The sequence below is a fragment of the Moorena sp. genome (assembly GCF_982860115.1).
This window is the reverse complement of the sequence record NZ_CEYLVT010000061.1, coordinates 1-14,670: the sequence shown is the minus strand read 5'-3', so window position 1 is coordinate 14,670 and position 14,670 is coordinate 1. Positions and strand designations below refer to the sequence as shown.

10 protein-coding genes are annotated in these 14,670 nt (G+C 45.3%); 6 read left to right on the top strand and 4 right to left on the bottom strand.

Features of this window, described 5'->3' with window-relative positions; all coding sequences use genetic code 11:
* Positions 1-67: 67 nt before the first annotated feature.
* The gene (locus tag AC4II3_RS12800; protein ID WP_488009114.1) at positions 68-1,132 is read right to left on the bottom strand and encodes an ABC transporter permease; all 1,065 of its coding nucleotides are present in this window, start codon (positions 1,130-1,132) and stop codon (positions 68-70) included.
* A 161-nt stretch (positions 1,133-1,293) separates the two neighbouring features.
* Positions 1,294-1,812: an adenine phosphoribosyltransferase gene (locus tag AC4II3_RS12795; RefSeq protein ID WP_488009116.1), complete on the bottom strand. Its 519-nt coding sequence runs from the start codon at positions 1,810-1,812 to the stop codon at positions 1,294-1,296.
* Positions 1,813-1,988: 176 nt separating this feature from the next.
* Between AC4II3_RS12795 and AC4II3_RS12790 the strand changes: the two genes are divergently transcribed.
* Positions 1,989-2,594 (top strand): DUF3038 domain-containing protein, encoded by a 606-nt coding sequence (locus tag AC4II3_RS12790; RefSeq protein WP_293088115.1) that lies wholly within the window; start codon positions 1,989-1,991, stop codon positions 2,592-2,594.
* Positions 2,595-2,769: 175 nt separating this feature from the next.
* Positions 2,770-4,188 carry a DUF4335 domain-containing protein gene (locus tag AC4II3_RS12785; RefSeq protein WP_488009118.1) on the top strand — a complete coding sequence of 473 codons (1,419 nt, stop codon included), beginning with the start codon at positions 2,770-2,772 and terminating at the stop codon, positions 4,186-4,188.
* Between the two features lie 140 nt (positions 4,189-4,328).
* Here the strand turns inward: AC4II3_RS12785 and AC4II3_RS12780 are convergent, their stop codons facing one another.
* Positions 4,329-5,321, bottom strand: coding sequence for a ribose-phosphate pyrophosphokinase (locus AC4II3_RS12780; protein ID WP_488009120.1), 993 nt, complete (start codon positions 5,319-5,321; stop codon positions 4,329-4,331).
* Between the two features lie 771 nt (positions 5,322-6,092).
* Here AC4II3_RS12780 and AC4II3_RS12775 point away from each other — a divergent pair.
* The 3 genes from AC4II3_RS12775 to AC4II3_RS12765 are packed head-to-tail and all read left to right on the top strand — an operon-like array spanning position 6,093 to position 10,122.
* Complete coding sequence (locus AC4II3_RS12775; protein WP_488009122.1) at positions 6,093-7,988, top strand: protein kinase domain-containing protein; 1,896 nt, start codon at positions 6,093-6,095, stop codon at positions 7,986-7,988.
* A 13-nt stretch (positions 7,989-8,001) separates the two neighbouring features.
* Positions 8,002-8,673: a dethiobiotin synthase gene (gene bioD / locus AC4II3_RS12770; RefSeq protein WP_488009124.1), complete on the top strand. Its 672-nt coding sequence runs from the start codon at positions 8,002-8,004 to the stop codon at positions 8,671-8,673.
* Between the two features lie 45 nt (positions 8,674-8,718).
* The gene (locus tag AC4II3_RS12765; RefSeq protein WP_488009126.1) at positions 8,719-10,122 is read left to right on the top strand and encodes an MlaD family protein; all 1,404 of its coding nucleotides are present in this window, start codon (positions 8,719-8,721) and stop codon (positions 10,120-10,122) included.
* Between the two features lie 7 nt (positions 10,123-10,129).
* Here the strand turns inward: AC4II3_RS12765 and AC4II3_RS12760 are convergent, their stop codons facing one another.
* Complete coding sequence (locus tag AC4II3_RS12760) at positions 10,130-10,420, bottom strand: DUF3288 family protein (RefSeq protein ID WP_488009128.1); 291 nt, start codon at positions 10,418-10,420, stop codon at positions 10,130-10,132.
* Between the two features lie 256 nt (positions 10,421-10,676).
* On the opposite strand from AC4II3_RS12760, the gene AC4II3_RS12755 reads away from it, so the two are divergent.
* On the top strand, positions 10,677-14,670 hold a 3,994-nt coding region (locus AC4II3_RS12755; RefSeq protein ID WP_488009130.1), incomplete at its 3' end, for a two-partner secretion domain-containing protein.

The window sequence follows — 14,670 nt, the reverse complement described above, 5'->3', positions numbered from 1 at the left end:
AAAAAGCGAGTTAATCCTTCCCACTTCACACTTCATCCTTCATGCTTCACACTTTATTAGCCATTAACTATTTTAAATCTTCTAGACGTATTCGAGGATCAACCACTTTCAGGAGCAAGTCTGCTAACAAATTCCCCAAAATCAGCATGGTAGCCCCCATCATCAAGCTTCCCATTACCAGATAGAGGTCTTGAGCAGTTACCGCCTGTAAAATCAAACGACCTAAACCTGGCCAGTTGAAGAAAATTTCAGCAATAAATGAGCCACTGAGTAGAGACGCAAACTCAAAGCCAAGGATGGTAATCAGAGGATTAATAGCATTGCGCAAGGCATGGACATAGATAACTCGATTTTCTGGTAGTCCCTTAGCACGAGCGGTCTGAATATAGTCTTGCCGTAGCACATCCAACAATTCACCCCTAGTAATTCGCTGTAGACCTGCAAAACTAGTAATGGATAGAGCTATAGTTGGCAAAATCATATGCCAGCCAATATCCAAAACCTTTCCAATGGCGGATAAATCATCATGATTGATACTGGTCATACTACCGACAGGAAATAAGGGGGAAAGATTCTGGGCGAGTATGAGCAGCAACAGAGCAGTGATTAGGCTAGGGAAACCCTGACCGGTGTAGCTAATGACTTGTAGAAATCGGTCAGTGGTTCGATTCTGATTGATAGCAGCCAGGATACCAAGAGGAATAGCGATCGTCCAAGTAATAAAGATTGAGGCTACGGCTAAGAGTAAGGTTGCTGGTATGCGTTCTAATAACAAAGACGACACCGGACGGAAATAAGCGAAACTGGTACCAAAGTCAAACTTGGTTACAACTCGTACTAGCCAACGCCAATACTGAATAATTGCTGGCTGATCTAAACCAAATTGCTGCTTGAGTTCCTCGATTCGTTCCGGAGAAATTTTGGGATTTTGCCTGAGGGTATCCAGAAAATCTCCCGGTGCAAGCTGAATAATGGCAAAACTTAGAGCAGATGCCAACAGCAAGGTCAAAAGACCCTGCAACAGTCGCTTAACTACGTACAGAAAGGTCTCACTCGTGACCAGAAGTTTTAGTCTATGCCAAGCCCCATCAAACCGATTGATAATGCTAGAATCTCTAGTAGAAGAAGTCATCTAATAGTCGTTAGTTTTTAGTCATTCGTCATTAGTTTTTAGTCATTGCTTTAAAGTCCTTTAAAAATTAATTCTTAATTCTTAATTCTTAATTCTTAATTCTTAATTCTTAATTTTTTTTGACCAATGACTAATAAGTAATGGTGAACTCTAATGATTCACTAATAGTCAACCAGGGTGATCAGGGGGACATCAGGCAGTTGCTGACGTCCACCTAAATCCCGTAATTCGATGATAAAGCCAATACCTACCACTTGACCGCCTGCTTGTTCTACCAGCTTGACTGTAGCCGCTGCTGTTCCTCCAGTAGCAATTAAATCATCAATAATCACAACCTGGGAGTTAGGTGTGAAAGCATCTTGATGGACTTCCAACGTATCTGTGCCGTATTCTAGATCATACTCAGCCGAGTATACCGCTGCTGGTAGCTTACCTGGTTTGCGCACTGGGACAAACCCAGCCCCGAGTTGGTAAGCTATGGGTGGTCCAAATATAAAACCACGAGACTCCATACCCACAACGTAATCAGCACCTACTCCTGCTTGCTGAAACTTTTGAGCTAAGGTATCGATAGTGTAGCGAAGTCCTTCTGGATTTCTCAGGAGGGTAGTGATATCCCTAAAAACAATCCCTGGTTTAGGAAAGTCAGGGATATCGCGAATCAGAGATTTTAAATCCATCGGTAGGTGAACTTAGTTATCAATAGGGTTTGACTCAAACTATAGCTTGCCATTCCCTTTCTGTAAAAGCGTACACTAGAAAGCTGAACCTTGGGTGATTTCTTGGAACAAATCTATTCAAGAGGTTTTCACTGTTAGGATAAGCGCAAGGAGAGTGAATCTTTCGATAGACCGTAATGCTGACCAATAGTCCTGCTTCCCAGTCAAAGCCAATTATTTTAGATAGCCTACCTGATTTCAGGATTCCAGCTCAGGGCTGTCCACCACGAACTCGCCTGCATATTGACCTAATTTTACTCGCCATTGAAGCTCTCGAACTGGGAGGTTCTGAGGCAATGCTATTGGCGGCTAGAGAGCTGGAACTTCAGGACATTATTAAAAATCGTGTTGTTCTGTGGCGTATGCGCTCTACCAATCCCTGGCGGCGCTCTTACACACGACGTCCTCTAACTCCAGAAGAAGCTAAGGCTCTAGTGGTGATTGCTAGTCATATGGCACGCCGAATGACCGTTCTGATTCGGCAGTTGTTGACAGCTTATGAACAACTGCTGGAAAAGCAGGTACCTCTAGAACAACATTTTCGCCTATCTAAGTATTTGGAAAGGTTCCAGGCTCATTTTCGCAGCCGGATGAACCCCCGTCGCTCTAAAGTCGCTGCCTATAACTCTGAAGAAAAGTTGAATCAACTGGCAATTTCTCTATTGAGTGAGCTTCTGTTCTGTACAGGCACTTCTGGAAGACAAAGATTATGGACTAGTCTGTTTGATGGGGAATTGTCTTGAACGTTGGTGTTGCTGATTATCGACATGCCATCAAGTATCAAGTAATAGTCACGTGACTTATCACTTAGCCATTATCAATTACCCATTATTAATTATCCATTATCCATTATCCATTACCCATTACCCTCAATGCTAGTCTAAGAGGTTGAAAGGGATTTTTCAGCAGGAACAGCCGATGACAATTCGACGCCAGTACAGTCTTCCCAACTGTACCCTTATCCTGGAGGGTTGGAGTAATAGTACCACAGGAGCTGGTAAACAGCCAGATCCCCGACCATTGCTGACAACTCTCACTAATGCGGAATGCCATTTAGGGGCTATGAACCAACCCCTCAGTGGTGGGCGGGATTTTTTTGAGGACTTGGTAGATAGTGTAAGCCGCTATGCTCAGCAATTTTTGTCTAAAGTGCCTCACCCCAAACCCAATGCTGAAAAACCAGCTAAGGTGCATCTGCAGAAAGTCGAGGACAAGAATTTGCATCGACTGACACTGCTAGATACTCCCAACTCAGGAGCAATGACCAACTCAGGGAAAGGTCTCCATGTAGATTTGAACACAGTGCAGTTGTTTGACTTGGTTGAGGCGATTGACCAGTTTTTGGCTGATGGACGAACCTTACCAGATATTAATGTTTCGTTGCAGCCTGTTTCTAAGCACTATCGCCAAGCGGAAAAACCAGTAACCGAGCGTACTGCCCCCGCTGCACTGGGCATGGCAAGTTTGGCTCTAGCTGCGATCGCATTTTTCTTTGTACCGATTCCAGAAGTCTCGGAACCCGAACCTTCCCGAACAGAGGAAAATGCCAATGAAACCAGTACCTCAACTGGGGAGAGTGACCCTCAGGTAACACCAACACCAACACCAAAGGGAACACCACTCTCCATCGAGGAGCTCGAAAAAGTGCTCACAACTTCACCAGAAATTACTGATCCCACAGAGTTGCGCTATATACAAAGAAGCCTGCAAAAGCGAATTTTTCGAGCTTGGGGGAACCGGGAACAGTTTGCTGGGAATTTAAACTATCAGGTTAGTGTTGGCAGAGATGGCGCGATTTTAGGCTACAAACCCGTTAAGGGTACACCCTTGGATGGAGCAGAGCAAACCCCCCTGCCTGAATTGCTGTACACCAAAACTACAGACAATATTGCCACCCAAGAACCTATTGCTCAGTTTCAGGTGTTATTTAAACAAGGGGAAGACGAAGGGATTCTCGAAATCAGTCCTTGGAATGGTTATATGGGTAGGATTACCCTAGGTCCAGAAATTACTGACATCGCTGTCATTAACGATTTAGAAGACAAAGTTTCTCAGCAAATTAGTGACCGTTGGAATAAAACCTCCAGCTATCCTCAAGATTTAACGTATCGGGTAGGTGTGACTGAAGAGGGTATCATTGCTGATTATGAAGCAATTGATAAAGAGTCTTGGGATTACTCCCAAGAAACTCCTCTAGAACGCCTAATGAAACCAGCAGCAGCTGGCATTGGTGGCGAAGGGACTGGGTTAGTACCCCAGAAGCCCCTTGGTCATTTTCGAGTAGTGTTTAAAACTAATGGTGAGTTAGATGTTAGTCCCTACAGGAGCAAGGAATAATTTCTAGTAGCTAATTGAACCTTGGCTGATACCGAGTTACGTTCGTGGGTTTTCCCTTAACCATTGCTTGTGTCTAGTCAACACTCAACACTCAATACAACTGTTTAAAATAAAAATCCCCCCTGCTCCAGGGGGGATTTTTAACGAAACATACTGCTGACAGAAGAGTCTTCATGAATACGCCAGATGGTTTCACCCAATAAGTTAGCCACTGAAAGCACTGTCAGCTGTGGAAACCGTTTGGTGTCCGGTAGTGGAATACTATTGGTAACAATTACTTCTTCAAACACTCCACTAGAGAGGCGCTCTATAGCTGGTGGCGAAAACACGGCATGGGTTGCACAAGCATAGACTTGACGAGCCCCTTCTTGACGCAGTACTTTGCCAGCTTCACAAATCGTGCCAGCAGTGTCAATCATATCATCGACTAGCACCGCAGTTTTGCCCTTGACATCCCCAATCACATTCATCACTTCAGCGATATTGTGAGCTTGCCTGCGCTTGTCAATAATGGCAAGGGGGGCATCATATAGCTTTTTGGCAAAGGCTCTGGCTCTAGCCACACCACCAACGTCCGGCGAAACTACTACTAGATCGCTTAGGTGCTTAGAAGCCAGATATTGTAGCAATACTGGTGAACCGTAGACATGGTCACAGGGGATATCGAAATAACCTTGAATTTGAGCGGAGTGCAAATCCATTGCCAAAATGCGATTAGCACCAGCTCCAGTAATCAGGTTAGCCACCAGCTTGGCTGTAATGGACTCACGCCCCGCCGTTTTACGGTCTGCTCGCGCATAACCGTAGTAAGGAATCACAGCAGTAACTTGCCGCGCTGAGGCTCGACGGCAAGCATCGATCATAATAAGTAACTCCATCAGGTAATCATTCACCGGATAGCAAGTCGGTTGAATCAGGTAAACATCACACCCTCTGATCGATTCTTGAATTTGGACATAGAGCTCCCCATCAGCAAATCGTTTCCGTACCATTGGTCCCAAGTCGAGGCCTAGATAACGTGCTACTTCCTGAGAAAGGGAAACATTTGCCGAACCAGAAAATAGTCTTAAACGATTGTTAGCGGCAATCTGGGGCAGAATAGGTTGAAGCTCTAAAGTAACTGAACTGCTCACAGCAAACCCTCGAAGCTTATTTCAACGCGATCTTAACATTCTATGATTATCCTTTTTATAATAATTTTTATAATTATTTATTTAAAATTAATTAATATTTTATTAATTTTTATAGCGTTGACCTAACAGAGGTGCTGACTAAAGACACTATATATAGTGTCTTGCCATCACACGAACCTGAGAACTCAAGCAGGTTTTTTTAAGTTTCTTACTAAAATACGAAAATTAACTATTGTAGTTAATTGGAGGAACTGTACATCTAGTCAAGTAAGGTAGTTATTTAAGATAGTTCCACACCCAAATAAGATCGCAATGAACATGTAGTGATGTTCTAATAAACCAGAACATCATATATAGCGGTTCTCCTATTCATTAGGTACAGAGGATTTTTTCCCTATTCTCTATTTACTATTTACTATTCCCTATTCTCTATTTACTATTTACTATTCCCTATTCTCTATTTACTATTCCCTAAAGGAATTACACAATAACTATACTTGTACGGTCTGGTTCCGGATTCTACACCATAAGGGTGTTTTGAGTCTAGTCTTTGGTAAACCCTGATGTATAGCGCTACGCGGAAGTCAGCTAGAAATGTCAAACATCTGAATGCCTAGTGCTATATATACTGATCAACTTATCTGTTGCTCAACGCTGTGGCTCAACGGAACGCTTGGAATCCATCGGTGGAGTTCCAAAGCAACCAAAATAAGTCTAAACTTCAAGAATATTGCTCCGGCCTCATTGTGCGTAACAAGTGATCTACCACCAATGGAACCACCGATTGCTTCTGGAACTATTCTGCAAAATCGCTACCATTTGCTCCGTGTCCTTGACCAAGGAGAATTCAATCGGACTTATCTGGTAGAGGATCAAGGGCGCTTCAATGAACCTTGTGCCCTCAAAGAATTTATTCCCCCTCAGACAGAAACTAATAATCTCGATAAGTCAAGGCAACTGTTTCAACAAGAAGCAGGTATCCTGTATAAAATTGAACACCCGCAAATTCCTCAGTTCCGAGCGACTTTTGAAGAGGAAGGACGGCTGTTTCTGGTGCGAGACTACGTAGAGGGAAAAACCTATGGTGACCTCCTAGAACAACGCAAAGCCCTTCTCAATCAAAGTGAACCTCTATCTTCTAATCCGGATGGGGAAGTGCAATCACCCCCAATGGCTAGCCCGACCAACTTGGGAGTTTTATCAGAAACGGAAGTCCGTCAGCTATTGCAGCAATCCTTGCCAGTTTTGGACTACATCCACAGCCAAGGGATTATCCACCGAGATATCACACCCGATAACATTATCATGCGGGAGACGGACAGTATACCCGTTTTGATTAATTTGGGTGTGGTACAGGAACTGGCAACTCGTCTTCAATTGCCAGATACTCCCACACCAACAACTAGTATTGGCAAAAGCGGTTACGCTCCCAGGGAGCAAATTCAGACCGGTCAGGTGTATCCGAGTAGTGACCTCTATTCCCTAGCAGTGACTGCGATAGTGCTACTAACTGGGAAAGAACCAGAAGAACTTCTCGATGATGCTAATCTGACTTGGAACTGGCATCCCTGGGCTAGGGTTAGCAATGAGTTAGCTGAGATATTAAATCGGATGCTTAGTTATCAACCAAGCGATCGCTACCAATCCGCTAGGGAAGTCTTGTATGCCTTTCAAGCTTCTGGGTTAACTCCCCAACTGCCTAAGCGCAAGCCAATACCTGGCACAACGGTGGCATCAGCTCAAGGTGGAACACCCAGGGGGGCTATAGGTGGAGAACCGAGTGAACCGGTGATGTCTCAAGCCAGGGGTAACTCTATTTGGAATAGTCCTTGGCCGCTGCTTGGGATCGCTACAGGACTAGCAGTGCTAGCAGGAATAGGCTCTTGGGTCTGGGTGAGCAATGTTAATCAACAGGACACTGGAAAATCCCCAAGTCCTAAAGTGTCCGTGAGTCCTAGTCCGACTCCGACTCCGACTCCGACTCCTAGCCCTAGCGCTAGTCCAACCCAGAGTAAGCCTCAAATCTACAGTCAGCGTCTGGAGCTTTCTGCTGGTAAAACCCTTTCAAAATCGAGGAATTTAAAGGGTAATCACACTATTAACTACATTATCGGAGGGAAACAAGACCAAACCCTCAAGGCATATATCAGTGATGAAGGGGTCTTGATGACAGTGCTCGGACCGGACGGAAAACCAGTGGATAATCGAGCTAAGCGGGTGAAGCAATGGGAAGGGAAATTTCTGTTCACTGGCAACTACACGATTCAACTGAGTCCAGTTCAGGGTCTGCCGGATAGCGATTATCAGCTAGGATTAAGGTTAACAGAAGCACCATTACCGAAACCTACACCTAAACCAACTGCTGAGTATAAGATAGACCCGGTCAATTTGTTGCAGGGAACTAAACGTTTGCAGCTGCGAGGTCGCACTAGCCCCCAGAAGATTCAGCGCTACTTGGTGAAGGCTAAACAGGGTCAACAATTGAAGCTAGAGGTGATTGAAAGTGATGTGGCTTTAACTATCCGCTATCCCAATGGGAAGTTAGTGGAAAAGGCTTCAGGGGTGCAACGGTGGCAAGGTAAGCTGCCTATTGCTGGTGAGTATATAGTAGATGTAATTGCTAAACAGGAAAGAAACTTTGCTGTAGATATTAGCCTTACTGACTGAGAGTGACTCAATCTTGAACGTATTACTAATTACTGGCACCAATACAGAGATCGGCAAAACGGTTTTGACTTGTGTGATCGCTGCTTATTGGCAGACTTACCGTCCTCAAGAGAGTCTGGGGATATTCAAGCCGATCCAAACTGGAATTGGCGATCGCGAAATTTACCACCAACTATTTGACTTGGGTCAAACCCTGGAGGAGATCACACCCGTGGAGTTTAAAACCCCTGCAGCACCACCAGTTGCTGCAGATCTAGAAGGACGAGAGGTTGACCTCGAAAAGGTCTGGCAAGGCTTCAATACTCTGCGCAGTCAGCGGGATGTGGTCTTGGTGGAAGCTTTGGGAGGACTAGGTTCACCGGTGACTCATGAACTGATTGTGGCAGATTTGGCAAGGGATTGGCGATTGCCAACGGTATTGGTTGCGCCGGTAGAATTAGGAGCGATCGCACAAGTGGTTGCTAATGTTGCTCTGGCACGCTCATCACGAGTTGACCTCAAAGGCATTGTCCTCAATTGCGTCCAACCTCGTACCTCCGAAGAAATTAATCAGTTGGCTCCGATTAGGTTAATCGAGACTCTAACCAATGTTAAGGTTTTGGGGATTTTACCTCATCTGTCTGACCCCATGGACTACTCGAAACTTGCTCAAGTGGGTTCAAATTTGGATGTCAGTGGTTGGTGAAGCATCATAGTAAATGTGAGGGGAAACGATAAAAAAGGTTAAACTATGCGATCGCGGACAATTCGAGAAGGCTCCGTTGGCTTATTAATAGTAGCAGGACTTGCTGTTTTCGGTGGACTTGTTGTATGGGTTAGTGGGATTACCTTAGGTCGAAATAGCTATAAATTCATTGTCAATTTTGGAAACGCTGCTGGGATGCAAGTGGGGGCATCAGTCAGCTATCGCGGTGTCCAAGTTGGGAGAATCACTAACATTCAACCCGGTACTAATGGGGTCAATGTCACCGTTGAAATTGATGACCCTGGATTGTTAATCCCCCGCAATGTCGAGATTGAAGCTAATCAATCTGGTTTAATTGGTGCTACCAATGTGGATATCCTGCCTCTAGGACAATTACCTGCCACTGCTCAAAGTCTTACACCCTTCGGAGCACAATGTAATTCTTCCCTAGTTATTTGTGAAGAAGATCAGATCAATGGTGATGTGGGTTCCACCTTTGCTGACCTCCTACGGAATGGAAATCGCATTGCTGAACTCTACGCTGATCCAGCGTTTTTTGACAAAATCAATAGCCTTGCTTCCAATGCCTCCAATGCCGCTAGAGATGTGTCAGAACTTAGCAAAGAGATGACCCAGTTGTCCCGCATAGTGCGGCAAGAGGTAGCAGGCTTGTCCAAAGCAACGAATGCTGTGACCAGTGCTGCCAATCAAACATCTAGTCTAATTGGGTTGGCAACCGGTAGCATTTCTAGTACGTCCCAGCAATACAGCCAAACGGCAAGGGAACTCAATCAGTTGATTACCTCTGCTAATCAACTATTGGTAAGTAATCGGGGAAATTTGGTCACCACCTTGGATAGCATCTCTCAGGCCAGTCAAGATCTGCGTGTATTGACCAGCAACTTAACCATTACCGCGAATCAGGTTAACTCAGCGGTTTATCAAACAGATGTGTCACAAATGCTGCGGAACTTAGAAAACCTATCGGCTAATGCTGCCCAAGCATCTGCTAACTTACGTAATGTTTCCAATACTCTCAACAGTCCCACTAATTTACTGGTATTGCAACAAACCCTAGACTCAGCACGAGTTACCTTTGAAAATGCCCAAAAGATTACCGCTGACCTAGATGACCTGACTGGGGATCCAGCGTTTCGCCGCAATGTCAAGGATTTAGTTAATGGACTCAGCGGCTTAGTGTCTTCTACCGAGCAGCTGCAACAGCAGGCTTTGATATCTCAACAACTGGAAGCTCTGAATACTTCTATAGAAACAGCCTCGTCTAATACTCCGCCTAAAACCCTTCCCATCCCTAAGTTTCCCCCTAAGATAGATCCCCCGAAGATAGCTCCAAGAGCTCCAGCTAATCACAACGTTAAACCAGATCAAGAAAAACAGATGTTTAAGCTTTTACCACCAGCCCCTAGGAAATCGGTTAAAAAAAATTAATCAAGGACTAGGTCCAGTCATCCTGGCTACCAGAACTATTGTTTCGTCTATAGGCGAGACCGGCTTGATGAATCTGAAGGGTTTTCTCAAAAAGCTGTTGTTCTGTTAGTTGCCATCGCTGGAGCAGTAAATCCAAGTCCCTTTGAATGGCTCTAGCACCAGGGAAGCTGTCATAGCGAATCCGCAGTCGGGCTAATTCCGCCAAGTTGTATTCATTGGGTTGTTGTTGTAAAAGACGGTTAAGTATTTCGCGATCGCGTTTTTCCTGAGGATGTTGCTGGTCTTGATTTCCTTCCATTTAATAGTAGTATTAATATTAGTCAAATAAGTTCGATTATAACTAATAAGTTGTACTTAGGTTTTTAGCTTTAAATATACTTTTCGTTTTGTTGATATAGCAATTTATAACCTAATCAGGTACACAGGATTTTTTACCTGTTCCGATATCCGATTTTCCCTTTCCTAAAGGTGCAAGCTCTCAGTGCTAGACAGGTGTTCCTCTAAGCAACATTGCCGGGAACTCTAAGACTGAGACTAATCGGCCAGACAATTCCATGGAAAGCGATCGCATCCCCTTTGCCCACAAAGCTCATGGCTTATCTAGCAAGCACTACAGCACCAATCCCCTCATACAAAGCCTACCAACAGATACCATTTCACTAATCCAATTGGGCTTAGTGGGATTACTCGAAGTTGGAAGTCTATGTTTATTTTTCCAGCATCCCACCCTCGCTCAAATTACCCCAGATAATACCCTGGGGGATGAGAATTCAATAGTTACTCCTAATCAGACTATCCGTGATGCAGTAGCGGATTTAATTGAAGGGGGAGCAATACGAGATAGTAACTTATTCCACAGTTTTCTGGAATTTAATGTTGGTAATGGTCAACGAGTCTATTTTGCTAATCCCGATGGCATTACTAATATTCTGACTCGTGTGACTGGTAACAACCTCTCTCAAATTCTGGGCACCTTGGGAGTAAATGGTAGCGCTAATTTATTCTTGCTGAATCCCAATGGTATTAACTTTGGAGCTAATGCGAGCTTAGATGTAGCAGGCTCCTTTGTGGCTAGCACTGCTGATAGTGCTGTATTTGACAATGGTTTCAACTTTAGCGCTAGTGATCCAAACGCCCCACCATTGTTAACTATAAATATTCCCACTGGTTTGCAATATGGTAGCAATCCAGGCCCAGTAAACGTTATTGGAGCTACTTTAGGCATGGACACAGGGCAAACCATGGCTTTACTTGGGGGTGAAGTTAACCTCAATGGTGCTACCCTCCAAGTGCCAGGGGGACGGGTGGAATTAGGAGGATTATCCAGTCCAGGGACCGTTACGCTCAATGGCGCGACATCGGTCAGTTTTCCTGATGTTGTCCAACTAGCTGATGTTTCTTTGACCAACGGTAGCTTGGTAGATGTAACGTCTGTCAATGGCGGAGATATTGCCATCAATGGTGCTAACTTCGACATGTCAGCTAGTGGGTTACAAGCTGGATTGACCGATGGAGCATCCATACCAGATGCCGTAGCTGGGAATATCACTATAAATACTAATGGTGATACTACTCTCACTGACAAGAGTTTGATTGCTAATGATAATGAAACTTTAGCGATAGGCAATGGCGGAAACATACAGCTAACCACTAGCGACCTGACTATCACTGGTGGCTCAAGAGTTCAAACCGTTACCAATAGCAATGGGGCATCAGGAGATATTGAGATCAAGGCTAATGGTGCGATTAATATCTCCGGTTTTACTGAAGATGGCTTATTTAGTGGGATTCTCACTCGTTCTGCTGCTGACACTAGTGGTCCGGGTGGCAACATTGCCATTAACAATGCCCAAGGGTCACTGAATCTAGGTAATCGGGGATTTATCGGTACAGTTACGCGGAGTACTAGTAATGGCGGTGCGATCGCACTCGATCTCAATACCTTAGTCCTGGAAACTGGCGGACAGATTGTCACTGCTACTACTAACCTAGGTAATGCTGGGGATATCACCATTAATGCTACTGAAAGTGTGACTATCTCTGGAGAAAGTCGGGATTTTGTTCCTAATCCTTTGTTGGACGAAGAAAACTTTAACAACTTATTTGAATTAAATGATCTCGAGTTTATTACTGACCCCAATCCCAACGTAGCGGAATCCGGACCAGGAGGAATTCCCTATGTGTCCATTGAACGGACTCCAGAACAAATTATTAATGGCACCACCGTATTAGGTGCAGCGGAAAATCAAGTCGATTACTTCTCCTTTAGTATCACTACTAGCAACAGTCGAGCTATTTTCGACATCGACAATGGCTTTACAGGGGGAGACGGCAACATAGATAGCAAGATTTTCCTGTTTAATCGCGGTACAGGACAATTATTAGAGGTCAATGACGATTCTCAAGCTGCTGATGGTGCTGGTGGCAGTAGACAAGTCTTTGGCAGTTTCACCACAGACTCCTTAATTGATACCACCATCCCCTCCCCAGGATTTTACTTACTCGGAGTCGGTGCCTTCCCCTCTGATGCTAGTAATAATGAATTGATCGAAGGCGCAAGCCCACAAGTGGGGGACACTTACACCTTGCAAGTGTCTCTACAAAACCAAGGTACTGATGGAGTCTCGTTACCGAAAGACCCTTTCAATTCGGATAACTTTAATCCTAATGTGGAAGCCAGGAGCGGCTTATTTTCGGAATCGACAGGTACAGGCCGTGGTGGCAGCTTAACCATTAATACCGGAAAATTGATACTCAACAATGGTGGCAGAATTTCCACCGATACCTTTGATGCTGGTGATGGTGGCAATATTACCTTAAATGTGGGCTCATTGCTAGAAGTGAATAATAGATCAACGTTAGTCTCAAGCATTGCCGGAGGTAGTGGCAATGCCGGTACAATCGTGATTGATACCTCACAATTGCAGGTGAACGGGGGTATTCTAAGTACCAACACCTTGAGCTCCGGTAATGCTGGTGAGATTACCATTACCGCGACAGAATCTGTGATGCTCTCAGGAACAACTGTTGAAGAGCGTGGGGAGATCCGGAGCGACGCCAGACCTGGAGCAACTGGGAATACAGGGAGGGTGGTTGTTGACACTCCACTGTTGCAGTTGCGTAATGGCGCTCAGATCAAATCGGTTAATGGCGGTGATGGGAATGGGGGCAGTGTAATGGTTAGAGCTAATTTGATCGAAGCCATTGGTCGCTCACCTGATGGTATATTTCCCAGCGCCTTGGTTACAGTTACAGAGGGCTCGGGCCCTGGGGGCAATTTAACCATTTACACTGAGCGTTTGCTTGTCACTGATGGAGGAGCATTTTTCGCTCGTACCGAGGGAACTGGGAATGCCGGAGATATCAGGGTATACGCCTCCGAGTCGGTAGATGTGATTGGCACTGATGCTAGTGATTCAGGCTCTAGCAGCATAGTCACGAGTGGACTAAGGCTTGGTAATACTAGGGAGGCAACTGCTGGCAGGGGGGGCGAGCTACTGATTGAAACTCGACGTTTGCGAGTGGCTGAGGGGGGACGTCTCCAAGCCTCTGCGGTTGGTCCTGGGAATGGTGGCGATATTACCATTCATGCCACTGAGGTCGAGGTCAGTGATGCCTTTATCGATTTTTCTGGCGCTGTCAGTGGTGTGTTGGTTTCTGTGGAGCGAGACGCCACTGGGGATGGCGGTGATTTAATGATAGATGCTGAACGGTTGCATATCTTCGATGGTGGACAGGTGATTGCTTCTAGCTCAGGGGATGGTCAAGCTGGGGATATCTTCCTTAATGTTAATGACATAGAAGTCACTGGTATTTCAGAAGACGGTCAGTTTCCTAGTCGTATTGCGGCCTTCTCTGATCGTGAGTCCGACTTCTCTGAGGGGAACTCTCCTGCGGGTGATGTGACTATTACCAGCAACAACTTGAGAGTTCGCGATGGTGCCGAAATTTCCGTCAGTGCTCGTGGTAATGGGGAGTTAGCTGAGGCTGGTGATCTCACCATTACTGCTGAGTCGATTCTATTAGACGGGGGCGCTACCCTTTCTGCGGAAGTCAATGCTGGAGATAAGGGCAATATTGAGCTGGATTCCCAGCTGATTGTAATGCGCGATGGCAGTAACATCACTACTAATGCTACAGGTACTGCCACTGGGGGTAACATTACTATTGATACTGACTTGCTAGTTGCCCTAGAAAATAGCGATATCACTGCCAATGCTCAACAGGACTTTGGGGGGCAAGTGATTATCAATGCTTTAGGCATTTTTGGCACTGAATTTCGAGAACAACTTACCCCAGATAGTGATATTACTGCCTCTTCCGAACGGGGAGCTTCCTTTAGCGGTACCGTCGAAATTAATGCACCATACTCTGACCCTAGTGCTGTATTATTCGAGCTACCGTCCACTTTTGTTAATCCCAAACTGCTCGTTGCCACTGGTTGCGGTACTGATGATGGCAATCAATTTACCGAATTTGGGCGGGGTGGCTTGCCCACAGACCCCACTAAACCGCTTCGGGGTCAAACCCTGTGGATGGATTTACGGC